Genomic DNA, 24,715 nt, shown 5'->3' on the forward strand with positions numbered 1-24,715 from the left:
TGTAAACAAGACATTTTTAATACATTGGCTAAAAATCAGTTAGTATTTGTTAAAAAAATTGAGGTAGCAGTGATTAGATTCGTCTTGAGCTTGTTATTGGTAAGTACCGCTAGCCATAGCAGTAACATTAATATTGTCGTTACCGACAATCAGCAGGTGCCCATGTCTAATGTGGTGGTTTATCTTCTAGGCAAAGATACTCCGGCAGCGCCCAGCAATAGCATGGCAATTATGGACCAAGTCAATACCCAGTTTGCTCCGCACATTCTTGCTGTTCAGAAAAATACCCAAGTAAGCTTTCCAAACTCAGATTCTATTCAGCATCACGTTTATTCATTTTCCTCTGCCAAGGCGTTCGAATTAGAGCTGTACAAGGGGTTGCGCGCTAACCCGCTATTATTCGATAAGCTAGGCGTCGTGGAAATGGGCTGTAACGTCCATGATTGGATGTTGGGCTATATTTATGTAGTTGATACCCCTTATTTTGCTAAAACGGATCAGCAAGGCTCTGTCAGTATGCAAGTACCTGATGGCGAATATATCATTAGAGCTTGGCATCCACGCATTAGCGACACGCCCGAATCTTTTCAAAAGACTATGCCTGTTCAAGGAGATTCTCACGAGACAATGCAGGTGCCTTCTGCACTGTTACCTGATGTGAATGCGTACGAAAATAACAGTGATGAATTCGGCGAATATGAGTAATACACGAACGTTTTTCAAGACATCCCTACAGATGAGGATGTCGTTCATCTTCTTACTGTTACTGACCATTATTGTTTTGGTAACGCTATTTTTTGTTCAGCGAGCGACGTACAAGCATTCTAGTGCGCAATTGCTTAGTCATATTCAAACTTCAGCCAGTGTGGTTAGAGATAATTTTGAAGGGCGAGCGAGCGCACTGGATAATGGCATGATTACTCTGGCTAAAGATTTTAGTATTAAACAATTGATCGCTACTGCTGGTAATGACTCACAATCCTTGAAATCAGCTATGTCTAACTACCAAAACCGATTAGATGCGGATATTTTTTGGGTCTTAGGGCGTGATTTTTCACCCCTGGCTAGCTCGTCTGAGCCGCTAGAGAATAGCAGCCAAATTGTGCCTTCTTTTGCCACGCCTGAGCTTCATTGGTTTTCATTCAACAATCATTTCTATCTTATACGCGCAACCCCTGTTCGGTTTGTCGAAAATTCGACGCAAATTAATGCTTGGGTGGTGATGGGAATAAATGCAGAGACTTTATTCACGCAGAATTTGGTAGAGCTAACCAATATGCAAATCTCTTTGCTGAGTCTTGAAAAAAATGTGCTGTTAGGCGCAACCCCCGAAACGCCGTTTGTTAACGACCTTATGCTGAGTAGAATCGAAGCGTCTACTGGACTACATCGTGTTTCTTTGTCGTCTAAAAATACGATTTACAGTACGATTGAGCTAGGCTCTTGGGGAGAAGATCCGGTATACATAGTGCTATCGACTGGTGAAGATGATGCGTATCTTTCCAGTGAGAGTTTAATTGGCCAGTTGTTTATTATTTTGTTATCAGCGGCGACGTTGGGCTTGTTAGGAGCGACGTTATTATCCAGAGAAATTACCAAACCGCTGCATCAGTTAATTAGAGCGGCGCGCAGAATGCGTGCAGGCGAGTTCGTTGAAACCTTTCCTAGTGCTAATACCTTGGAAGTAGAAAGCTTATCCAGTGCCTTTGATGAGATGCAGCAGGGTATCCGCGATCGTGAAGAACAAATTCATCATCTTGCTTACTTTGATGAGCTAACCAATATTCCTAACCGGATACAGTTTTCCAATCATATAAGGGATATGCTTAAGCAACAGCCCGAATGTCAGCTAACGGTGCTGACGTTAGACGTAGATCGATTTAAAGATATAAATGATACCCTCGGCCATGACCTGGGTGATGATTTATTGATCACAATTGCACGGCGTTTGAGTGGCTATGCTACGAAAAACGGATTTTGTGCCCGCTTGGGCGGAGACGAGTATGCACTAGTGAGTCATCAAGCGGCGCATAGCAGTCCCGAAGAAGCAGCAGAACAGTTAATCAAAGTGTTCGAGCAGCCTTTTAAAATTGAAAACGTGGTGTTGGACGTTGATTGTTCCGTTGGTATCGCTTTATACCCACAGCATGCGCAATCGTTGCAGGGCTTGATGCAGTGCGCTGATATTGCTATGTACAGTTGTAAAGATCAGCATAACCCGTTTGCTGTCTATAATGACGCCTTAAACAAACATTCTGTGGTACGCCTCAGTCTAATGTCTGAACTAAAAAGTGCATTAGCTGAGGGGCAGCTAGAGCTGCATTATCAGCCTAAGTTAACAATTCACAGCCATAAGGTTGAAACATTAGAGTGCTTAATACGCTGGTTTCACCCTGAGCATGGTTTTGTTCCCCCTGACGACTTTATTCCACTGGCTGAGCAAACAGGTTCAATTCGACATGTTACCCAATGGGCCTTGAGAACAGCGTGCGCGCAGCTTAAAAAATGGCGAGAGCAAGATGTGTATTTTACCGTAGCGGTAAACATATCAGCGATTGATTTGGTTGATTTATCCCTACCAGATAGCATAGCGTCATTGCTGGTGGAGTTTGATCTACCTCCTAGTGCACTCACCATGGAAGTAACGGAAAGCGCCGTTATGAGCGATCCCCATAACGCCCTAAGAGCACTAAATTTACTGCGTAATATGGGCATTACTTTATCAATAGATGACTTCGGTACCGGATACTCATCAATGGCTCAGTTGAAAAAAATGCCAGTTGATGAGCTAAAAATTGATAAGGCATTTGTACTTGATTTGGCTACAAACCAAGACGACCGGGTGATGGTGAAAACCTTAGTGAGTTTGGCGCAAAATTTAGGGCTTACCACGGTTGCCGAAGGCGTTGAAGATCTTGCCACTTTGGAATTTTTGACCGAGATAGGATGTACCAAGGCGCAAGGTTACTATATGACAAAGGCGCTGCGAGCTGATGAACTGATCGCTTGGTATCAAAACTTCATACGTAATGGTTTAACTTAGTGGCGCGATTGATTTTGTACAATGGGTTAATTGCATTTTTATTCTTAATAGTTGTCGTGCTGCCTTCAACGGCACAACAAATCAGCGGCTTGGTTCAGGTCAATATGGTCAAGGCAGATGATCAAAAGCCCTGGCTTGACAAAGGAACAGGTATTGTTGCCTATCAGGATGATAGCGTTAATTTGCAACAGGGCGTACTTAGAATAACCGACAAACTGTCTTCTGCTTTCTCATATGATGTGACGGCCAATATTTATCAGTTAGGGGAGCAACATATAGGGATTACCCAAGCTGCTATTCAATATAAGCCTCTGTCAAATAGTCAGGTTCGTTTTAAAGGGCGCGCTGGTTTTTTTTACCCCCGTTTGTCGTTAGAAAATGTTGATTTAGGTTGGTTATCGCCATACACCTATACCCAATCTGCGGTCAACAGTTGGTTTGGTGAAGAACTTAGAATAGCGGGTTTAGAAGGAACTCTATTTAGCGCAGGGCGTAATCGACGAAGCCCTTTTTCGTGGGAAATCACCGCAGGCGCATTCAAAGGAAATGACACCCTTGGTACGCTGTTAAGTTGGCGTGGCTTTGCGATGCATGACCGACAAAGCTTACATAATGATAAAATCGTTTTTGCTGATTACCCATCTGTTATTGACCCAAACGGTATTTTTCACCCCTCTTATGTAGAGCCTTTTCATGAGTTAGACAGCCGCGTTGGCTTTTACTTCGGCGTTCACCTGAGTTATTACAAACGCACACAACTACGTTACTATTTTTATGATAATCAAGCCAAGCCAACTGTGGTTAATCATCAACGATTATACGCCTGGCGCACGAAGTTTCATTCTGTGGCCTTTTCTCATGATGTTACCCCGTCGACCCGCTTCATTTCTCAGTGGTTGTCGGGTAGTAGCCATATGGGGCAGCGATTTGTGTATATTGATTTTGATGCTTGGTACATGATGATTAGCCATAAACGGGGGGCACATCGTCTCAGCGTGCGTTACGACGATTTCAAAGTAAAAGAAGACGACATTATTCCAGAAGATATGAACAACAGTAGTGGCCAAGGTTTGACGATTGCCTGGCGCTACAAGCTGAATACAAATTGGCAGGTAGGACTAGAGCAACACATTAACCGAAATAAAGCGGATATTCGTACCACGCTTGATGAAGCAGCAAAGCAAAATCAACAGCAAACCTTAGCTGTGGTGCAGTTTAGATGGCGCTAAGCTGATGAATGAGGCTCTATAAAACAAAAAAACGGCAACTAAAGGTTGCCGTTTTTTGTTCAGAGTTTTGTTTAGAAGAAAGTATAAACAATGGTGACCGCTGTTTGCGTGTCTAATTTTTCAGTGTCACTGGTCACGTTTGAGTTGTGATCGAAGGTGAGTGTCAATTTCATCGACAAAGAACTGTTTATCTTAGCTGATAAAGAGCTGATTGATTTTGATTTAGTGTTGTCTTCACCGACTTCAGTACTCATTGTTTGTTTAAACGTAGCTGTATCTGAAATCTTCCAGTTGAAACCTAATGCCCCACGAACGATGAAGCTATCGGCGTCTTCTCCTTCAGAGGTTTCAGCAAATGAGTAACCAGGACCCACACTGTACTCGAACTTAGTGGTTTCATTATCCCACAACTTTTGGCTCCAACCCGCTGCAAGCGTTGATTGGTAGTTAAAGCTGCTGAATCGGTCATCTTCGTACGAACCGAATAAAAATAGACGATGATCAGGATTGGCTAACTTGTAATTACCTTGGCCCGATAAGAAATACTTTTGAGCGGTGGTTTGGCTTTCACTGGTTTCATCGTCGATAGCGACATCGTCTTTCTTGTATAGTCCTTCAAACAAGAAATCATTGCTCCACTGTTCAAGCTCCTGATGAGCCGACAATTTTGCGTTTAAAGAAGTTGTTTCAGTATTACCCGATGTAGCGATAAAGCCTAGCTCGCCATCCATAGTAAATGGTTTGACTTCTTCCTGGGCGAAGGCATTTCCGGTGAGGAGTAATCCGGTGGCGATAAGCGTTTTTTTCATTTAAACATATCCTTAAGTTGAAAATTTATTTGTATTAGGGCAATGGCGAATTAGAAAAATTGATATACGAGGGTGACGGCCGTTTCTGTGTCTAGGCTCTCTTGGGTCACTTCAGCATTACTGTTGTGTTCCATAATAAAAGATAGCTTCATCGCTAAAGAGCCAAATATCTTAGTGGAAAGTGATGTTTCTGATTTTGTTCTGGTGTATTCAGGGTCGGTTTCCGTACTGATGAACTGACGAAATTGTGCTGACTTTGAGATTTCTAATGTGTATTCCAACGCAGTACGTAAAATAACACCTTGTAAATCGTCGTTATCTTCATCGTTTTTGGCTTCGGCAATCGCATAACCTGGCCCTACGCTGTATTTAAACTCACTAAATTCGTCGCGCCACAGGCGTTCGCTCCAACCGCTGGCCACTAGGGTTTGATAGTCATAGATGTCGAAACGGTCGTTCTCATATTCAGCATATATAAATATGCGTTCATCAGGAGAGGCGAGTTTGAAATCGATCTGGGTGGAAATGAAATTCTTTTGGGCCGTTGTCACATCATATTCATCACCACCGTCATCCGCTTCTTTTGACGTTTTATAGCGGGTATTAGCAATGGCTTGATAACTCCATTTCTCGAGTTCTTGACTGATGTTAAATTTGGCGTTGATGCTAGAAGAATTGGTGTTGCCTTTGTTATACAGTAAGCCCAGTTCACCAGTTGCAGATATATTGCTATCAGTCGCTGGTAGGGTTCCACCGCTGTCTGACATGTAAAGCGAGCGCATAATGTTTATTTGAGCATGGCAGGGAAAGCAAAGCGCCAGCAAAATTAGATATCTGAGCATTATTCTTCGAAACATGATAGATGGCTAAAAGACAATGCTGCGCAGTATATCTAACTGGGATTATAAATGCATCCCAAAACGCGCTGCTAGCCTTTTACTTTCGCCGTTTTCTTAGTGATTAGCCTTTAAGTAAACCTATCATTGTTTGTGCTTCCATATGAGCGAATTTTATACCGTCCGTTATATCTTGCTCTTCCAACCCCGCTTTGCGCAAAATAAGAGGATGGATCGAGCTCAACGGACTCATGTTTTCAGGGGCGACCATGGCAATCGCTATGCGGTAGATTGTGAACATCAGACTGGCTTCTTGACTCATATAGGCGGCGGATTCGTTGTTCGTATTGGGTAATACTTGATATAAATGGCCAGGTAACCCCCATTGTTGAAGTAATGCGTACGTACAATCTGTGTAATGAAAGCCTAATACCGACTTTTGCCGTTTCCACGGCGGAATTTGTGGGTCATATTGATTACAAGCAATGGCGAGTGCAGGTGTTTGAACCGCTACGATCAGCTCACCAATGTTGTGCAGTAAACCGATCACAAAAAAACGGGCACTGGTTCGAGTTTTAGCGATTTTGGCTAAATGTTTAGCCACGAGCGCAGCATAAATGCTTTGTAGCCAGAAGCGTTTCAGATCAATCACATCACTGCTGAAATGTTCGAAAGCTGAACAGGCGGTTTCAGCCATCACTAAGTTGTATAGGGCTTCCCCTCCCACAACATTGACGGCTTTGCTGATGTTATCGACCTGTGATTCAAAACGAAACAAAGCGCTGTTTGCCAATTGTAATAATTTGGAGCTAAGGGCAGGGTCAGTTGATACCAGCTTTGCAATATCATCAGTGCTCGCATTATTGCTGTCCAACAATGAGCGTATTTGCACACAAATTTCTGGTAAGGCAAATGACTGCGTGGCACCTAGGGCGTAATCCTGAGCAGATAACATTATAGACTCTTTATTATTGTTATTTTCCATCAGTATAAAGTTTGTACAGCTTATGCTCAAATGGAACTAATACCAGTTTCAAAGAGACTTACTCTGTGTGGCTCGAACAGGAAAGAGCACAGGTTAGTTTTTAATAAAGGGCTATCATTCACACGCCTTAATTAAGTCATTTTAAATTTTCGCCCAGTGGTTAATTATTTATTGGAATTGGAATTGGAATTGGAATTGGAATTGGAATTGGAATTGGAATTGGAGTAAGGGTAATACATATGCCACACAGTTTACCGGTCACTCTCACTCGTCATGTTGATAACATTCACTTGACGTATGATACATTTGGCTCGCAAGAAGATGCGCCATTGGTACTTATTATGGGGTTGGGAGCGCAACGTATTTTATGGGAAGATGCCTTTTGCAAAATGCTTGCAAATCAAGGCTTTTGGGTCATAAGGTTCGATAATCGTGATGTAGGCGAAAGCGCTTTTGTCGAAGAGCAGTTTACCCCAAGTTTAGTGCATTTGGCAGCGAGTGGCTTCCTGGGGGCTAAAATCTCTATCCCTTATACTCTCAGTGATATGGCCGATGATGTTATCAGTTTGATGACATGGCTTAATTTGCCTAAGGCACATATCGTTGGAGCATCGATGGGAGGCATGATTGGCCAAATATTGGCTATTGAGCATCCTGATCGGGTGCTTAGTCTGACCTCAATTATGTCCAGTGTGGGCAGCAAAAATTTGCATAAACCAGAAAAAAACGTGTTGTTAAAACTGCTCAAACCTATGCCCAAGGCACGAGATAAAAGTATTGCTAATATGGTCGAGTTTTGGCGAACGCTGCATGGCCACTTTTACACGTTTGATTTTATTCGAACGCAGAAGCTAGTAACGCAAATTTATGAGCGCGGGGTCAACCCTCAAGGAGTGTTACGCCAATTTGCCGCTATTCTCGCCGCCAAAGAGCGTACAAATGACCTCAAAAACGTGTCGTTGCCGGCTTTAGTTATACACGGTAAAAACGATCCTATGTTGCCGGTCAGTAACGGTTATGCAACAGCGAATGCTATATATGGTTCTCGGCTATGTATATATGAAGGTATGGGACATACATTACCCATTGAACTTTGGTCAACAATAATTGCTGAAATAACACAGCTAGCGCTAAATATCAGGGCCAGCAACGAACGTTAGTCTAATAAACTGCCTTGGGTGGGCGTGTCGACAGAGAGAGGATCTTGACTGCGCTTGCGAGCAAACGCACGCTTTTTACGAAGTGCGCAGGCTTTAACGATTTTGCTTTTCACCTCATCCTCTAATTTGACCCAATGCAAACGCTCTTCTCTTGAGCGATAACAACCTAAGCAATATCCACGAGGGCCCGCTTGGCAAACGCCGATACAGGGGCTTTCTATTTGGAATATTTCAAGTTGCTGCATGCACGACTCTCAACTATTACGGATGGATAAAGTTTACGTCGAGTGAGCAGGAATTGGTACTGTTTAGGTGACACAAACCGGTTGGCAAGATACTAAAAAGCCAACTAGGCTGTGAAACCTAGGTGGCTTTTTGACAATAGTGTTGTTTAAAACCTTGAGGTTTGCGTTACCAAATTTTTACGCGATCTTCAGGTTTCAAATACATGTTGTCACCTTCTTTGACATCAAATGCTTCATAGAAAGCGTCAACGTTTCCGACTATGCCATTTACTCGATACTCGCCAGGCGAATGCGGGTCACTAAGTAAACGTGCGCGTAAGGCATCTTCACGCATTTTACTACGCCATACCTGGGCATAACCCATAAAGAAGCGTTGATCCCCTGTCAGGCCGTCAATCACTTTGCCTTCTTCATCACCAAGTGACATATGGTAAGCCTTGTAGCCAATGGTTACGCCGGCTAAATCACCAATGTTTTCACCTAGTGTTAATTCCCCGTTGACGTTTTGTCCTGGAATAGGTTCGTACGCATTAAATTGATCAACCAACTTTTTACCAAGCACGTCGAACGCGGCGCGATCTTCGTCACTCCACCAACTGCGTAAATTGCCTTCGCCGTCATATTTTGAACCTTGGTCGTCAAAGCCATGGCCAATTTCGTGTCCTATAACCGCTCCGATAGCACCATAATTGACTGCGTCGTCTGCGGTCATATCGAAAAATGGTGATTGCAAGATACCTGCTGGAAATACGATTTCATTACGTACTGGACTGTAATAAGCATTGATTGTTTGCGGCGTCATACCCCAATCGGCTTTATCCACTGGCTTGCCAATTTTTTCGACATCAACAGCGTGGTCAAACTCAAAGTAACGAACGTAATTTCCCACAAGATCGTCTGCAGCTATGGTTAAATCATCGTAGTTTAACCATTTATCAGGGTAACCGATCTTTGGTGTGAATTTAGCTAACTTCTCACGCGCGGCCTTTTTAGTTTCAGGCGTCATCCATTCAAGTTGATCAATGCTTTCACCGTAAGCTTTGGTTAGGTTTTTAACCAGCTCATCCATTTTGGCTTTTGCTTCTGGGGTGAAGTAACGTTCAACGTATTGTTGGCCTAATACTTCCCCTAATACGCCACTGGTCGCGGCTACGGCACGTTTCCAACGGGGTTGCTGCTCAGGAATACCGTTAAGGGTCTTTGAGTGAAAATCAAAATGCAGGTTAACTAACTCTTCATCTAAGCGGGTGGCGTAGGCGTCGATGAGGTTATAGGTCAGGTAGTTTTTCCATACTTGTACGTCGTGGTTCGCGTATATTTCGCCGACCGCTTCGAAGTAAGGTAAGTTGCGTACTATGATTTCATCAACGCTGCCAATGCCGCTTTCATCAGCGTAAGCTTGCCAGTCAAAGCTGCTGCCCATAAGGCTTTTCACTTCTTGTGCGCTGCGTTTATTGTAGTTCTTTTCTGCATCACGGCTTTCAACACGAGAGATGTGCTTAGAAGCAATGTCTTTTTCTAAATCCATTAACTCAGTAGCGGCTTGCTCGGGGTTGGCGATGCCGGCTTTTGACAACAAAGCGGCCATGTAGGTCTGAGTTGCATCACGGAATTTAACGAATTTTTCTTCGTCTTTACTGTAATAATCGCGATCGGGTAATGTTAGCCCGCCTTGGACCAAATACATGCCGACTACACCAGGGTTTTTGGCATCAGGTGATACATAAAAGTTAAATATCCCACCAACACCTTTGGTGTATAGCTCACCAAATTTAGCGGATACTTGCTGGATATCACTGATGTTTTTGATGCTATCTAGCTCAGCTTGTAACGGAGAAAGGCCTAGCTGATTGGCTAGTTCAACGTTCATGTAGCTGTTGTACATGTCACCTAATTTTTGGGTGTTTGTACCTTGCTTGGCGTCAGTGTCAGCGGCTTCTTGTATCATGCTTTTGAGACGCTCTTGGGTATCATCATAAAGGACGTTAAATACGCCGTAACGAGATTTATCGCCCGGAATTTCAGTGCTTTCGAGCCATGCACCATTTACGTGACGGAACAGATCGTCTTGAGGGCGTACTGTTTCATCAATGGCCGTTAAGTCAATGCCTGAAAGTTCAGGTGCTTTTTTCTCAGTGCTAGTGGTTGTTTCTTGTTTGGTTTCAGAGTCTTTTTCTGGGCCTGGACTGCATGCACTTAAACCCAATGCAATGCAGACACTCATTGCCACTAAAGATAGCTTTTTCATATTTTTCCTTGTGAAGTGATGATACACAGTTACGCCTAAAGTTCCGTTTGGTGGGGTGTACTCACTTTCATTCTGTCGTTTAGGCACTGAGCAGTCTAATGACTCCTAACGATAAGTGCAAAATCCTTGATTGAATAAGTGTGATAATTTGTAACATACGACATTTAGCTGAATTTCAAGCTATTTCAGCGCATTTTGTCAGAAGAAAGCGGTATTTAAACAGAAGTGTGGCAGGCGAGGGCATCATAAAAAAAGGGCCTAACGGCCCTTTTCAAGAAATTACTAGAAAGATGTAAAGTATTGCTTACTTTTTCTTCTTAGCTTTCGGATTTGGTAAATCTGTAATGCTACCTTCGTACATTTCAGCCGCTAAGCCGATAGACTCGTTTAGCGTTGGGTGAGCATGGATAGTCAATGCGATATCTTCTGCATCAGCACCCATCTCGATAGCAAGACCGATCTCACCAAGCATTTCGCCAGCGTTCGTTCCTACAATCGCACCACCTATAACACGGTGTGTGTCTTTGTCGAAAATAAGCTTCGTCATACCATTGGTTGCAGCTGAGGCAATTGCTCGGCCCGATGCAGCCCAAGGGAAGCTAGCTGTTTCAAAACTAATACCTTGTTCCTTCGCTTCTTTTTCTGTTAAGCCAACCCAAGCCATTTCTGGCTCTGTGTAGGCAACAGAAGGAATGCATTTTGGATCGAAGTAGTGCTTCATACCTGAAATGACTTCAGCAGCCACATGACCTTCATGCACCGCTTTATGAGCAAGCATAGGCTGACCCACTAAGTCACCAATAGCGAAGATGCTGCTAACATTAGTACGCATTTGCTTATCAACATTGATAAAGCCACGCTCGTCAACCGTTACGCCTGCTTTATCAGCATCGACTAACTTACCGTTAGGGCGACGACCAACAGCCACTAATACTTTGTCGTATTTAACGGGCTCAGATGGCGCTTGTTTACCTTCAAAGGTTACGTACAAACCGTCATCTTTTGCTTCAACCGCAGTCACTTTGGTTTCAAGCATGATGTTGAATTTGTCTTTAACGGTTTTCTGGTAAATTTTAACAATGTCTTTGTCGGCCGCAGGAACAAGTTGGTCCAAAAACTCAACGACGTCAATCTGTGTGCCTAGTGCGCTGTACACCGTACCCATTTCAAGGCCGATAATACCACCACCCAAAACAAGCATTTTACCAGGGATGTCTTTCATCTCTAGCGCGCCAGTTGAGTCAATTACACGAGGGTCATCTTGAGGGATGAAAGGTAAGCTAACAGGCTCTGAACCAGCAGCAATAATGGCGTTGTCGAAAGAGATAGTGGTTTTACCATCCTTGCCTTCAACTTCAAGGGTATTGCTACCAGTGAATTTGCCGTAGCCTTGAACGTGCTTCACTTTACGCATTTTAGACATACCAGCAAGGCCGCCAGTAAGCTTATCGACTACGCTGTCTTTCCAGTCACGAATTTTATCGAGATCAAACTTTGGCGCGCCAAAATCAACGCCGTGGGCAGATAATGCTTTGGCTTCTTCGATCACTTTAGCAACGTGAAGCAAGGCTTTCGAAGGAATACATCCTACGTTTAAGCACACGCCACCCAGTTTACTGTTTACGTCAACAATTACTGTTTCGATTCCTAAGTCAGCAGCGCGGAAAGCTGCGGAATAACCACCAGGGCCCGCACCAAGCACTACCAACTGAGTTTTAATTTCACTCATTTTGACCTCAATCTATTGATTTTCTTCCAGACTCCGGGAAATTCTACCTAGCCGGTGTCTGGTTAGCAAAGAAAAGGCGATAACTTTTTATACATTATCGCCTAGCTGTTCGTTACAGTAACATTTCGCGCAAGTCACCTAGGACTTTGCCCAAGTGAACAGCGAAGCGTGCAGCAACTGCGCCATCAATGACTCGGTGATCGTAAGACAATGATAAAGGCAGCATTAGCCTTGGCTCGAAGTCTTTACCGTTCCATTTCGGCTTCATTTCACTTTTAGACACACCTAATATGGCGACATCTGGTGCATTTACAATAGGTGTAAATGCTGTTCCGCCAATTCCGCCTAAGCTAGAAATGGTGAAACAACTGCCTTGCATGTCAGCGGCTTTAAGTTTTCCGTCACGCGCCTTGATACTGATTTCCATCAATTCTTTTGATAGATCGTAGATACCTTTCTTATCTACATCACGTACAACAGGCACTACCAAACCGTTCGGTGTTTCTACCGCAATACCCACGTGGAAATACTTCTTCTGGATCAAGCTTTCGCCGGACTCAGACAGTGAAGAGTTAAACACAGGGTACGCTTTGAGCGCGTCTGCTACAGCTTTCATCATGAAAACCAATGGCGTTATTTTAAAGCCAAGCTTTTTCTTTTCGGCAACGGCGTTTTGCTGCTTACGGAAGGCTTCTAAATCTGTGATATCGGCTTCTTCAAACTGTGTTACGTGTGGGATAGTGACCCAGTTACGATGCAAGTTTGGTCCAGAGATTTTCTGGATACGGGTTAACGGAATTTCTTCCACTTCGCCGAACTTGCTGAAATCAACTTTAGGTGGCGCAAGCACTTGTAAACCGCCGCCACCGTTATTGACAGAAGAACCAGCAGTCATCTTAGGACGAGACAATTCATATTTAACATACGATTGAACATCTTCTTTAAGGACGCGGTTTTTCGGGCCTGTACCTTTCACTTGGGTCAAATCAACACCGAATTCACGGGCAACACGGCGAACTGAAGGCGATGCATGTACTTTACCTGCTTTACCACGTTCACCCGCTGATGGGTGATGAGGAACAGGCGCTGATTTAGGCGTATTCTGAGCGGGAGCAGATGTCTGAGCGGCTTGCTGAGCAGGGGCTTTGCTTTCAGTCTTTGGTGCTGCTTTTGGTGCACTTCCAGCCACTTCTAGCATAAGCACTACTGAGCCTTCGGAAACTTTGTCGCCGACATTGATTTTAAGCTCTTTGACGACACCGGCTTTAGGGGCCGGAACGTCCATAGTGGCTTTATCTGTTTCAAGTGTGATTAAACCGGTTTCTTCTTCGATTTTATCGCCAACCGCTACAAGTACTTCGATCACTTCAACATCGGTGTCACCACCGATATCAGGTACCGTCACTTCAATCGTTTCTGGCTCACCAGACGCTTGTTCTTCTTCGTCAGGGGCACTGGCAGCTTGCTCTTGCTTTTGCTCTTGAGCTGGGGCTGCTTGTGTTTCTTGAGAAGCTGATTCGGTTTGTGCTGGTGCACTACCTGCTACTTCTAGCAATATCACAAGCGAGCCTTCCGATACTTTGTCACCGGTACTCAGCTTAACTTCTTTCACTACACCCGCTTTAGGTGAAGGGACATCCATTGTTGCTTTGTCTGTTTCTAGGGTAACAAGGCCAGTTTCTTCTTCGATACTATCACCAGCGCTTACGAGAATTTCAATGACTTCAACATCAGTGTCGCCACCAATATCTGGGACAGTCACTTCAATCACTTGAGAAGCTGATGAAGACGATTGAGCCTCTTCTTTAGCGGGTGCTGGCTCTTCAGATTTTGCTTCTGTTTTCGCTGGCTCTGGTACTTCTTCTTCCTGTGGTGCATCAGCACCACTGGACATTTTCATGATCAATTGGTCTTGGCTAATTTTGTCACCAACCTTGACTGAAATATCGCTGATTGTGCCAGCGAAAGGAGCAGGAATATCCATGCTCGCTTTGTCGCTTTCCACTGTGATCAGGGATGCTTCTGCGTCAACATCGTCACCAACGGCGACAAGTACTTCAATGACTTCTACTTCTTCGCCACCAACATCGGGTACCAATACATCTTTCATATCTGACATTTTGATTTAATCCTCAATGGTTATGCGTAAAGCGGGTTAATTTTGTTTTGGTCAATACCGAACTCAGCAATGGCATCTACCAGCACTTTTTTGTCGATGTCACCAGCAGTAACCAACTCACGAAGGGCTGCAATAACCACAAATTTTGCGTCTACTTCGAAATGATGACGCAAGTTCGCACGGCTATCAGAGCGGCCAAAACCGTCTGTACCCAACACTTTGTATTGACCAGGAACAAATGCGCGCACTTGGTCTACATAACTCTTCATGTAATCTGTTGCTGCAATGGTTGGGCCGTCAAAACCGTCATTCAATACCTTAGTGATGTAAGGAATGCGCTGATCTTGCTCAGGGTTCAACAAGTTAAAGTGCTCACAGTCAATACCATCACGGCCTAGTTCGTTGAACGAGGTCACACTGTATACTTCTGAAGCAACAGAGAATTTGTCATGTAATATCTTAGCGGCTTCACGTACTTGCTCTAAGATTGTGCCTGAACCAAGTAACTTCACTTTAGTCTTGTTGTTGGCATTACCTTGATGCTCAAGCTTGTAGATACCTTTAACGATACCTTCGGTAACGTTATCTGGCATAGCTGGTTGAACATAGTTTTCATTCATTACGGTTAGGTAGTAGAAGACGTTTTCTTGTTCTTCAAACATACGACGCATACCGTCTTGCACAATCACTGCAATTTCATAACCATAAGTGGGGTCATAAGAGATACAGTTAGGGATTAAGCCTGCTTGGATATGGCTGTGACCATCTTGGTGTTGTAAGCCTTCACCATTCAAGGTCGTTCTGCCGGCTGTACCGCCAACTAAGAAACCACGTGTCTGGCTATCGCCCGCTGCCCATGCCATGTCACCAACACGTTGGAAACCGAACATAGAGTAGTAGATGTAAACTGGGATCATGGGTAAGTCGTTTGTCGAGTATGATGTACCGGCAGCAACCCAAGAAGCCATTGCGCCTAGCTCATTAATACCTTCTTGAAGTACTTGCCCTTTTTCATCTTCACGATAATACGCGACTTGGTCTTTATCCTGAGGAACGTATTTTTGGCCGCCGTTCGAGTAAATACCTACTTGACGGAACAAGCCTTCCATACCAAAGGTACGGGCCTCATCTGGAATGATAGGAACAACGCGAGAACCGACTTTTTTGTCTTTAAGCATCACGGTCAATACGCGAACAAATGCCATAGTGGTCGAAATTTCACGATCACCTGAGCCTTTGGTTATCGACTCAAACGCTTTAATGGGTGGCGCGGGTAAGTCTTCAGAGCTTTTCGCAAGACGAACCGGCATGTAACCATGAAGCGAGTCACGACGTGCGCGCATGTACTTCATTTCTTCGCTGTCTTCAGGGAATTTGTAGTAAGGCAGGTTTGCTACGTCTTCATCAGCAACAGGGATATTGAAACGGTCGCGATATTCGCGAACAGATTCAACGTCCATTTTCTTAACGTTGTGAGCGATGTTTTTACCTTCGCCAGCTGCACCCATGCCATAACCTTTAACGGTTTTCGCTAGGATAACCTGAGGACGACCCTTGGTTTCAGTAGCACGCTTATAAGCTGCGTAAACTTTAACTGGATCGTGACCCCCACGGTTCAGACGCCAAATGTCGTCGTCTGACATGTTTGACACCATGTCTTTTAGTTCAGGGTATTTACCAAAGAAGTTTTCGCGAGTGTAAGCACCGCCTTTCGCTTTGTAGTTTTGGTATTCGCCATCTACCGTTTCGTTCATCAAATCAAGTAATTTACCTGATGAGTCACGCGCTAAGAGTGGATCCCAGTAGCGTCCCCAAATAACCTTCAATACTTCCCAGCCTGCGCCGCGGAACGTACCTTCCAGCTCTTGGATTATTTTGCCATTACCACGTACCGGACCATCCAAACGCTGAAGGTTACAGTTGATGACAAACGTAAGGTTGTCTAGGCCTTCACGAGACGCAAGACCAATTGCTCCCAAGCTTTCTGGCTCATCTACTTCACCGTCACCCATAAAGCACCATACGCGTTGCTCTGAACAGTCTTTAAGACCGCGGCTGGTAAGATACTTAAGGAAGCGTGCTAGATAAATCGCCTGCATCGGGCCCAAGCCCATAGATACAGTTGGGAACTGCCAGAAATCAGGCATTAATTTCGGATGCGGATAAGACGATACGCCTTGCCCATCGACTTCTTGACGGAAACCATCAAGTTGGTCTTCGCTTAAACGCCCTTCAATGAACGCACGTGAATATATGCCTGGTGAAACGTGACCTTGTACGAACAAGTAGTCACCACCATCTTTTTCGTTAGGTGCACGGAAGAAGTGGTTGAAGCCAACATCGTACAGCATGGCTGAAGAGGCAAAACTTGAAATATGGCCGCCTAACTCTAAATCTTTCTTAGAGCCGCGAAGCACCATCATCATCGCATTCCAACGAATGGCATTGCGGATTTTAGCTTCAATGGTTTGATCGCCAGGCATGGTAGGTTCTTGACCTGCTGGGATCGTATTGATATATGCTGTGGTCGCATCATAGGGCAAGTGAGCACCACTGCGACGGGCTTTTTCGATTAAGCTTTCTAGCAAATAGTGCGCACGGTCAATGCCTTCCTCTTCTAGTACTGCGTCAAGGGCATCTAACCATTCTTGCGTTTCTTGTGGATCCACATCCGGATGCATCATATCAGCCATGGTGCTCTCCTATATTAAAAGTTGTTTATTAAATTTATTTTTGACTTCAGTGTGGCGATTTTCGCGTTAATTGAAGACAAAAAGCGATTCATTGTTTACTTAAAACGATTACTCTTTTACTTCTATTCTGCGTAACGCTCTTTGCATACGCATGTCTTGACGGTTAATGTCTAACAAAGTTTTTTCAATGTATCCAAGGTGTTCGTTACTTGCCTCACGCGCCAATTCAGGATCGCGCTTAATGATGGCTTGCACGATGTTTTTGCGCTGAGAGTTAATCATCAGTTGAGCTTCAGGGTAAGCGGATAAAAAAACCAAGTTCCGATAAATATTATCTTTCAATAGCGCTTCGAAGCTGCGCATAACATGTAACAACACCACGTTATGTGCTGCGACAGCCATCGTAAGATAAAATTCAACCAGTGCTTCAGCTTCTCTATTGTGATCGCTTTGCTGGGTTGCGCTAGGTAAGTTTTCTAGTGCATCTTGCAGCGCATCGTAATCACTTTGCTGTCCTCGTAGCGCAGCATAATAAGCAGCCATTCCTTCGAGGGCGTGACGAAATTCCAATAAATCAAATTGCGTTTCAGGACGAGTGGTTAACAGGGCCATTAACGGGTCAGTGATCAAGGTGTTCATCCGGCGTTTTACAAACGTACCACCGCCTTGCTTTCGTTCAACTAATCCTTTGGCTTCCAATTTTTGTATGGCTTCTCGAACGGAAGGGCGTGACACAGCGAACTTGAGTGCAAGTTCACGTTCCGACGGCATTTTTTGTCCAGAAAGAAAAGTGCCGTCGATCAACATGGATTCTATTTGTTCCATTATTTCGTCAGACAATTTTTTTGTACGAACATGCTGCATGTCGCTTCACCGCTCCTGTCTTTTAAACCGTACATTTAGACGCTAAATATACAAATTGGACAATTGGTAAGACCAATTAACCCAATAGCTTAGAGCAGTATCGCCATTGGGTAAATGTCTAATTGCTTTAAAAGTGCTGAATAAAGTAAAAAAAAGCTGACGGACTACCCAAATTGCGGGAGTTTTAGCCGTTTTGCACTGACTGGTCTGAGTTGTTAGCTCAGCCAGCCACCTAAGGTTAATCCTGAAATAACAGCCATTAAGAACAAAATATTTCTTTTTGCTAATTTAACTAAGGTGCAGGGCTCTTCTGTGTAATCGCGCTCATCTGGTTCTATTTCTTCTGCCGCTTGGGTGACATCAACAAGCAATTTTTTGGCAGAAAGATTGACTGCAAAGAAGTGTCCTAGCCAAATTGGCAGTGCTCTAGAAAAGTGCCCAACTAACAAAAAGCCAAGGGAGGTAATGCGTACTGGAAGCCAATCCAGTACGTGGATGATTTGATTGGCGTGTGGGTTTTCGTTACCGATTTGCGATTGAACGGCCCGCGCCAATACATAAAATACAGCGCCGGCGGCACCGAATATCACAAAGAATAAAATCACAGCAGCATAATGGCGATAGTTCTGCCAGACGAGATTTTGACCGAAAGTGGCGGGGATATTCTGATTTTCACAGATTTGATCTTCGTATAAGCTACAGGCTTCAATGTCACCGCGATTAGCCGCTTGTAGATAACATTTATACGTGGCGCGAACGTTAGGGCAGCCCACGCATACCATGAGTATACCCGTGCTAAGAATGAACGCGATAATCTGCCCAACAGCAAAGGTTAGTATGCAAAATACAATAATCGCAGGAAGCGCGATGATAAGCAGCAGTAAGAGTACAGAGGTTTCCCCCGCTAATCCGTCACGTCTTTGCCAGCCTGCTAAGTATTTTGCACTGTAGAAATCCGCCTGCCAATAGCGGGATTTCGTTGTAACACGCTCCACAAACAGTACCAGCAGTAAACTGATCAAGGTCATGTTTAATTCCTCTTTTTTTGTTTTAGTTATTGTTATTTTTACGTTTTAAAGCAAACCCAAACCTTGCCGAAAGCGTTGCCAGTCGAACGCAACCCCTGGATCGGTTTTACGCCCAGGAGCAATATCATTATGGCCTACTATTCGCCCAAGGGTGATTTTAGGGTAAGTATGCATAAGTATTTGGCTTAATTTGAGCAAAGCAGTGTATTGCTGATTTGTGTAAGGGATGTGATCAGCCCCTTCTAATTCAACGCCTATTGCGTAGTCGTTGCATCGCTGGCGTCCTTGAAAACTAGAAAGGCCGGCGTGCCAAGCACGTTCATCAAAGGGCACGAATTGAATCAGTTCTCCATCACGTTTGATAACACAGTGTGCAGATACGCGCATTTCATGTATCACTTGAAAATACGGATGCGCCTTGGGGTCAAGTTTGCCGGCAAAAAAGTCTTCAATGTAGGGCGTATCAAATTGATTAGGCGGCAATGAAATATTGTGAATAACCAGCAAAGAAATATCGCGGGGATCAGGGCGTTGATCTTTATGTGTGGTCGTGAGTTGGCGTACATCGAGCAGCTCGTGCTGGTTGATGGTAAATGCGTAGGGAAATTCGTTTGGCAATGGGGAAGACAACACAGCAGCCCTGTTAAATCTCAATAAGGTTGGTATTATTTAACGTCACACGGTAAAAGTCGAATCGAATATGTCAAAAGATGGATCATCGCAGGCCGCTCAAGCGAGCCAAAGCCCCATGGGGAAATGGATGTTGATACTCGCCTGGGCCGCTGGACTTGGGCTATTGACCTTATTGTTTCACAAACAACTTGCGCAGCAGTTGAACCCGAATAGCTCTCCAAAAAGCCAGATACGCGGTGAGCGTATAGAGGTACAACTGCAGCAAAATCGCTATGGCCATTATGTCACCAGTGGTTTGATCAACGCCCAGCCTGTTGTCTTTATGCTCGATACAGGTGCTACAAATGTGTCAATTCCCAGCGCACTTGGGCCTTCACTTGGCTTAACGCCCGGCCGGCAAGCATGGGTGCAAACGGCCAATGGGCGCTTACGCGTTGCTCAAACCAGCATTGATGAGTTACAAATTGGTGGGATTGTTTTGCGAAACGTCTCTGCACATTTAAATCCAGGCATGATGGGCAATGAGATATTGCTTGGGATGAGTGCCCTGAAACAAGTAGAATTCGCTCAACGAGGTGAGCAACTGATACTGCGTAGCGAGTGATAGAACTTGCGCAGGAATTCACGCTTTCTTCATTGGTTAATATTTCATATTTATATAAAGAGTCAATATGTTACAACACGCTATTCAACAAGCCGTTAAGGCTGCATTACTCGAAGATTTAGGCGGCTCAGAGTGCATCGTCGGAGATATTACAGCGAACCTTATTCCAGAGCCGCAGCATATTAAAGTGAATATCATCACCCGTGAAGACTGCGTTGTAGCGGGAAAAGAATGGGTAAATGCCACATTTCAACAACTTGATAAAGGCATTAAAATTGACTGGAAAGTAGAGGATGCACAGCACGTTAAAGCCGACACTGTTTTATGTGAAATCAGTGGTAATGCGCGGATGATTTTAACGGGAGAACGTACCGCGCTCAATTTCTTACAAACCCTCAGTGGTACAGCAACCGTTGTGGCGGATTACGTGAAGGCCCTCGGCGACAGTGAAACCAAATTATTAGATACACGCAAAACTTTGCCAGGTATGCGCTTAGCACAAAAGTACGCTGTTACCTGCGGTGGCGGTAAAAATCACCGTATTGGGCTGTACGATGCGTATTTGATCAAAGAAAATCATATTTTAGCGTGTGGTTCGATTGCCAACGCCATCGAAAAAGCCCGTCAAATGCATCCAGACATTCCAGTGGAAGTTGAGGTTGAAAACCTAGATGAACTCAGCCAAGCATTAGATGCCAATGCTGACATCATCATGCTAGACAATTTTACCCTAGATGATACTCGTCAAGCGGTGGTGTTAACCAAGGGTAAAAGTAAGCTAGAAGTCTCTGGCAATATCACCAAGGAGCGCATTGCTGAATTGGCGCAAGTGGGAGTAGATTATATTTCCAGTGGTGCGCTCACCAAACATGTGCAGGCCATTGATTTGTCCTTGCGCGTGGTAGGGTAATTTTTGTTATCCACTGTGATGATTATCAAATGAGCCAGCTCAAATAGTTAAGTTACTAATTTCATACACCTAGGTATAGCCCTGCATACTTGTCAGATGGTCGGAGCGTTCTATACTAATTTTGAAATTACAACACGCCTTGTTACAAATTGGTGACTAAGGCCAACTTAACGACATATGCACCGAACGAGTGCAGGAGAGCTTCATGAACACAATTGATATGAATACAGTAGCGACAAAAAAACAAGGTGGTTTTACTTTAATTGAATTAATGATTGTGGTCGCCATTATCGGTATTTTGGCCATGATTGCTTTACCTGCGTATCAAACCTACACAGCAAAAGCGGGTTTCAGTGAAGTGGTATCAGCAGCAGGCCCAGCTAAAACAGCGGTGGAGATTTGTGTGCAAACCGGTATCCCGGCGAACTGTGACGATATTGCAGATCAAGCCGGTTGGGCGTCAGGTGATTTAGTCAATTCAGTCGCTATCACTGGAACCGAAGCCGCTGGTTATGTTGTGACAGTAACACCTAACGCTAATGTACAGTCGGGCGTGACCGCAGCTGAAACTTACGTGCTTACTGGTACCGTTGCAGCAGGCTCTGTTAATTGGGCGACATCAGGCGGCTGTACTGCTGCTAACTTATGTTAATCCGCTAGTGTAATGATTTTTTCGCCCAGCCTTTCGCTGGGCTTTTTCATTTAAGAGAGTGCCCTATGCCTAAAGCCACCACTACCTTTGCTTGGAGCGGAGCGAACCGTAAAGGTCAAACTGTAAAAGGGGAGATCAGTGCGGTATCGGTTTTAGAGGCAAAAAACCTACTGCGCCGACAAGGCGTTTCAGCCAAGAAAGTGAAAAAGCTGGCAAAGCCTTTCTTCGGTGGGCAAAAAATCAAGCCAGTGGACATCAGTATTATTTCTCGTCAGATTGCCACTATGCTAAGCGCCGGTGTGACCTTGATTCAAACCATAGACATGATTGCGACCGGTCATAACAACCCCAATATGCGTAAAATGCTTGGTGAAATTGGGGGCGAAGTGAAAGCCGGTAATCCCTTTTCAACCGCGCTGCGTAAACACCCAGACCAATTTGACGATTTATACTGTGATTTGGTCTCCACAGGGGAGCAATCCGGTGCGCTAGAAACCATTTATGACCGCATCGCCACCTACAAAGAAAAAGCAGAAGCGCTAAAGTCGAAAATTAAAAAAGCCATGTTCTATCCTGTGGCGGTAATAGTGGTGGCTTTTATCGTAACCACTATCTTGCTCATATTTGTGGTGCCGCAGTTTGAAGAGATTTTTAGTAGTTTTGGTGCCGAGTTGCCGGCCTTCACCCAATTTGTTTTAGCCATATCTCGTTTTCTGCAAGATTACGGATTATTTGTCGCTGCAGGTTTAGTGGTGGCTGGGATTTTGTTTAGCAAAACCTATAAAAAATCAAAACGTCTGCGAGACAGCCTTGACAGCAAAATGCTAAAAATCCCCGTGATTGGCGAAATCCTTAAAAAAGCATCAGTGGCCCGTTTTAGTCGTACCTTAGCGACGACATTTGCTGCGGGCGTGCCGTTAATAGGGGCGTTAGATTCTGCTGCAGGCGCCTCGGGAAATGCGGTTTTCCGGGACGCTATTTTGTTTGTTAAAAAAGAGGTGGCCGGTGGTACACAAATGAATACTGCTATGCGCGCCACAGCAGTGTTTCCCGATATGGTGACCCAAATGGTGGCTATCGGTGAAGAAGCCGGGGCTGTTGATGATATGCTGAGCAAAATTGCCACCATTTACGAAGCAGAAGTTGATGATATGGTAGATGGTCTCACTAGCTTACTTGAACCTATGATAATGGCGGTGTTAGGCGTGGTCATTGGCGGTTTAATTGTCGCTATGTATCTCCCTATTTTTGAAATGGGCAATGTAGTTTAAGGTTAAAAAGCCAGCAACGGTTACGCAAAGTATCCTAAGGCCTAGTTTCGTATGACCTTTTCTGGCAAGCTAGCCCACATTAATCGCCTTTAAAAGCTTTGTGTAATGGATGCTATTTTTCAGCTGATGGCTGACTCACCGCTATTTTTTCTCAGTTTTGTGTTCATCGTCAGCTTGATGGTAGGCAGCTTTTTGAACGTCGTGATCTATCGGTTACCGGTTATGATGGAGCGAAGCTGGAAAGCGGACTTTCAAGCGCATTTTGAAACAGATGTATCCACTCTAGGCTCGAATACTGACTCGACGGAGTCAACCCCCTTCAATCTGATTAAACCTGATTCTACATGTCCTAAATGTCAGCATAAAATTCGCGCCTGGGAAAATATCCCTGTGATAAGTTGGCTGCTGCTCAGAGGAAAGTGCAGTCAATGTAAAAATGCTATTTCTATTCGTTACCCGCTTATCGAGTTAGGTACAGCACTTTGCTCAGTATGGATTGCGTGGCACTTTGGCTATTCATGGTCAGCGTTAGCGGGTGTTGTAATGACCTGGATCTTAGTGGCGCTGATTTTTATCGATATTGATACCATGCTTTTACCGGATCAACTCACCTTACCGCTACTGTGGATGGGGTTACTATTTAGCATAGTAAACCCAGCCGTAAGCAGTGCCGATTCGATCATTGGAGCAACCGTTGGGTACTTGAGCCTTTGGTCTGTGTACTGGGCCTTTAAGCTGCTTACGGGTAAGGAGGGCATGGGTTACGGTGACTTTAAGTTACTTGCCGCGCTGGGTGCGTGGATGGGGTGGCAGTATTTAGCCATTGTCGTTTTGATGTCCTCTTTGGTTGGGGCAGTGATCGGCATAAGTGTTTTGAGTTTTCAGGGCAAAGATAAAGGACAGGCGATCCCGTTTGGTCCTTATTTAGCGATTGCCGGTTGGTTGACCCTGCTTTACGGGGATTGGATTTCAACTAAATATTGGCAGTGGGTAGGTTTATGAGTCAGTTTGTTGTGGGTGTTAGTGGTGGCATTGGTAGTGGCAAAACAACGGTGACCAATGCATTTGCCAAACTGAATGTGGATATTATCGATGCAGATGTTATTGCCAGAGACGTTGTTGCCCCTGGAACGAAGGGCCTACGTGCCATTGTAGATAAGTTTGGCTCACAGATACTGGATCAAGGCCAATGTTTGAATAGAAGAGCGTTACGAGAAATTATTTTTAGTGACGAGCAGGCCAAAAGTTGGTTGAACGAACTACTGCATCCTTTGATTAGGCAAGAAACCTTGCGTCAGACCATAGATGCTACGTCAGCGTATTGTATGTTGAGCGTACCCTTGCTGATTGAAAACGGAAGTTACAAAAATGTCGATCGTGTTTTAATCGTCGACGTGCCCGAGTCAATTCAGCTAACCCGAAGCATGGCGCGAGATAAAGCAGAAGAAGCATTAATAAAATCTATTATGGCATCGCAAGCGAGCCGTCAACAACGACTTGAGGTTGCTGATGACGTGATAGATAATAGTGGCAACGAAAGTGAGTTGACAAAACAAGTACTAGCGCTCCATCAGCGTTATTTACAGTTTGCCAACGCTGTCGCCCAGTCTTGATTTAACGCTGATAAACGACGTCTTTTAGCAGTGTCGACGGGTTA

The 24,715-nt window shown here is 44.5% G+C and carries 21 protein-coding genes; 10 read left to right on the forward strand and 11 right to left on the reverse strand.

The features are described 5' to 3' along the window. The first annotated feature begins 69 nt into the window (after positions 1–69). From GCHA_RS11475 to GCHA_RS11485, 3 genes are read left to right on the forward strand one after another with little or no spacing between them, the layout of a single operon-like run. Positions 70–705: a methylamine utilization protein gene (locus GCHA_RS11475; protein ID WP_318248964.1), complete on the forward strand. Its 636-nt coding sequence runs from the start codon at positions 70–72 to the stop codon at positions 703–705. 37 nt (positions 706–742) lie between these two features. Then, positions 743–3,043, forward strand: a complete 2,301-nt coding sequence (locus GCHA_RS11480; protein WP_007988316.1) for a putative bifunctional diguanylate cyclase/phosphodiesterase — start codon at positions 743–745, stop codon at positions 3,041–3,043. Next, positions 3,043–4,272 (forward strand): hypothetical protein, encoded by a 1,230-nt coding sequence (locus GCHA_RS11485; RefSeq protein WP_007988317.1) that lies wholly within the window; start codon positions 3,043–3,045, stop codon positions 4,270–4,272. Before GCHA_RS11480 ends, GCHA_RS11485 begins: the two co-directional genes overlap by 1 nt. Before the next feature lie 71 nt (positions 4,273–4,343). Here the strand turns inward: GCHA_RS11485 and GCHA_RS11490 are convergent, their stop codons facing one another. The 3 genes from GCHA_RS11490 to GCHA_RS11500 all read right to left on the reverse strand — a co-directional run bounded on the left by GCHA_RS11490 (position 4,344) and on the right by GCHA_RS11500 (position 6,872). After that, entirely contained in the window at positions 4,344–5,081 is a 738-nt protein-coding gene (locus GCHA_RS11490; RefSeq protein ID WP_007988318.1) for a DUF481 domain-containing protein, read from the reverse strand. Positions 5,082–5,131: 50 nt separating this feature from the next. After that, positions 5,132–5,848, reverse strand: coding sequence for a DUF481 domain-containing protein (locus tag GCHA_RS11495; RefSeq protein WP_007988319.1), 717 nt, complete (start codon positions 5,846–5,848; stop codon positions 5,132–5,134). Between the two features lie 193 nt (positions 5,849–6,041). After that, positions 6,042–6,872 carry an HDOD domain-containing protein gene (locus GCHA_RS11500; RefSeq protein WP_007988320.1) on the reverse strand — a complete coding sequence of 277 codons (831 nt, stop codon included), beginning with the start codon at positions 6,870–6,872 and terminating at the stop codon, positions 6,042–6,044. A gap of 269 nt (positions 6,873–7,141) precedes the next feature. On the opposite strand from GCHA_RS11500, the gene GCHA_RS11505 reads away from it, so the two are divergent. Beyond that, entirely contained in the window at positions 7,142–8,062 is a 921-nt protein-coding gene (locus tag GCHA_RS11505; RefSeq protein WP_007988321.1) for an alpha/beta fold hydrolase, read from the forward strand. On the opposite strand, the gene GCHA_RS11510 is transcribed toward GCHA_RS11505, so the two are convergent. From GCHA_RS11510 to ampD, 8 genes are all read right to left on the reverse strand, one after another. Further along, complete coding sequence (locus GCHA_RS11510) at positions 8,059–8,307, reverse strand: DUF1289 domain-containing protein (RefSeq protein WP_007988322.1); 249 nt, start codon at positions 8,305–8,307, stop codon at positions 8,059–8,061. The genes GCHA_RS11505 and GCHA_RS11510 overlap by 4 nt on opposite strands. A gap of 166 nt (positions 8,308–8,473) precedes the next feature. Further along, positions 8,474–10,555, reverse strand: a complete 2,082-nt coding sequence (locus GCHA_RS11515) for a M13 family metallopeptidase (protein ID WP_007988324.1) — start codon at positions 10,553–10,555, stop codon at positions 8,474–8,476. A gap of 304 nt (positions 10,556–10,859) precedes the next feature. Further along, on the reverse strand, positions 10,860–12,284 hold the full coding sequence (lpdA, locus tag GCHA_RS11520; protein WP_007988326.1) for a dihydrolipoyl dehydrogenase: 1,425 nt from the start codon (positions 12,282–12,284) through the stop codon (positions 10,860–10,862). 112 nt (positions 12,285–12,396) lie between these two features. Further along, positions 12,397–14,403: a dihydrolipoyllysine-residue acetyltransferase gene (gene aceF / locus GCHA_RS11525; protein WP_007988328.1), complete on the reverse strand. Its 2,007-nt coding sequence runs from the start codon at positions 14,401–14,403 to the stop codon at positions 12,397–12,399. A gap of 20 nt (positions 14,404–14,423) precedes the next feature. Further along, positions 14,424–17,096 (reverse strand): pyruvate dehydrogenase (acetyl-transferring), homodimeric type, encoded by a 2,673-nt coding sequence (gene aceE, locus GCHA_RS11530; RefSeq protein ID WP_007988330.1) that lies wholly within the window; start codon positions 17,094–17,096, stop codon positions 14,424–14,426. A 108-nt stretch (positions 17,097–17,204) separates the two neighbouring features. Then, on the reverse strand, positions 17,205–17,960 hold the full coding sequence (locus tag GCHA_RS11535) for a GntR family transcriptional regulator (protein WP_007988334.1): 756 nt from the start codon (positions 17,958–17,960) through the stop codon (positions 17,205–17,207). A gap of 215 nt (positions 17,961–18,175) precedes the next feature. Then, positions 18,176–18,988, reverse strand: coding sequence for a beta-lactamase regulator AmpE (gene ampE, locus GCHA_RS11540; protein WP_007988336.1), 813 nt, complete (start codon positions 18,986–18,988; stop codon positions 18,176–18,178). A gap of 45 nt (positions 18,989–19,033) precedes the next feature. Next, a complete protein-coding gene (gene ampD / locus GCHA_RS11545) occupies positions 19,034–19,621 on the reverse strand; it encodes a 1,6-anhydro-N-acetylmuramyl-L-alanine amidase AmpD (RefSeq protein WP_007988338.1) in 588 nt (195 codons plus the stop codon). A 67-nt stretch (positions 19,622–19,688) separates the two neighbouring features. Between ampD and GCHA_RS11550 the strand changes: the two genes are divergently transcribed. From GCHA_RS11550 to coaE, 6 genes are all read left to right on the forward strand, one after another. After that, positions 19,689–20,225, forward strand: coding sequence for a retropepsin-like aspartic protease family protein (locus GCHA_RS11550; RefSeq protein WP_226992108.1), 537 nt, complete (start codon positions 19,689–19,691; stop codon positions 20,223–20,225). Positions 20,226–20,292: 67 nt separating this feature from the next. Continuing rightward, positions 20,293–21,135 (forward strand): carboxylating nicotinate-nucleotide diphosphorylase, encoded by an 843-nt coding sequence (gene nadC / locus GCHA_RS11555; RefSeq protein ID WP_007988340.1) that lies wholly within the window; start codon positions 20,293–20,295, stop codon positions 21,133–21,135. Positions 21,136–21,340: 205 nt separating this feature from the next. Further along, a complete protein-coding gene (locus tag GCHA_RS11560; protein ID WP_007988341.1) occupies positions 21,341–21,787 on the forward strand; it encodes a pilin in 447 nt (148 codons plus the stop codon). Positions 21,788–21,852: 65 nt separating this feature from the next. After that, positions 21,853–23,058 (forward strand): type II secretion system F family protein, encoded by a 1,206-nt coding sequence (locus GCHA_RS11565; RefSeq protein ID WP_007988342.1) that lies wholly within the window; start codon positions 21,853–21,855, stop codon positions 23,056–23,058. Positions 23,059–23,163: 105 nt separating this feature from the next. Next, positions 23,164–24,060 (forward strand): prepilin peptidase, encoded by an 897-nt coding sequence (locus GCHA_RS11570; RefSeq protein WP_007988343.1) that lies wholly within the window; start codon positions 23,164–23,166, stop codon positions 24,058–24,060. Then, the gene (coaE, locus tag GCHA_RS11575; protein ID WP_007988344.1) at positions 24,057–24,671 is read left to right on the forward strand and encodes a dephospho-CoA kinase; all 615 of its coding nucleotides are present in this window, start codon (positions 24,057–24,059) and stop codon (positions 24,669–24,671) included. Before GCHA_RS11570 ends, coaE begins: the two co-directional genes overlap by 4 nt. Positions 24,672–24,715: the final 44 nt, after the last annotated feature.

Source organism: Paraglaciecola chathamensis S18K6, assembly GCA_000314955.1.
Lineage (GTDB): Bacteria > Pseudomonadota > Gammaproteobacteria > Enterobacterales > Alteromonadaceae > Paraglaciecola > Paraglaciecola chathamensis.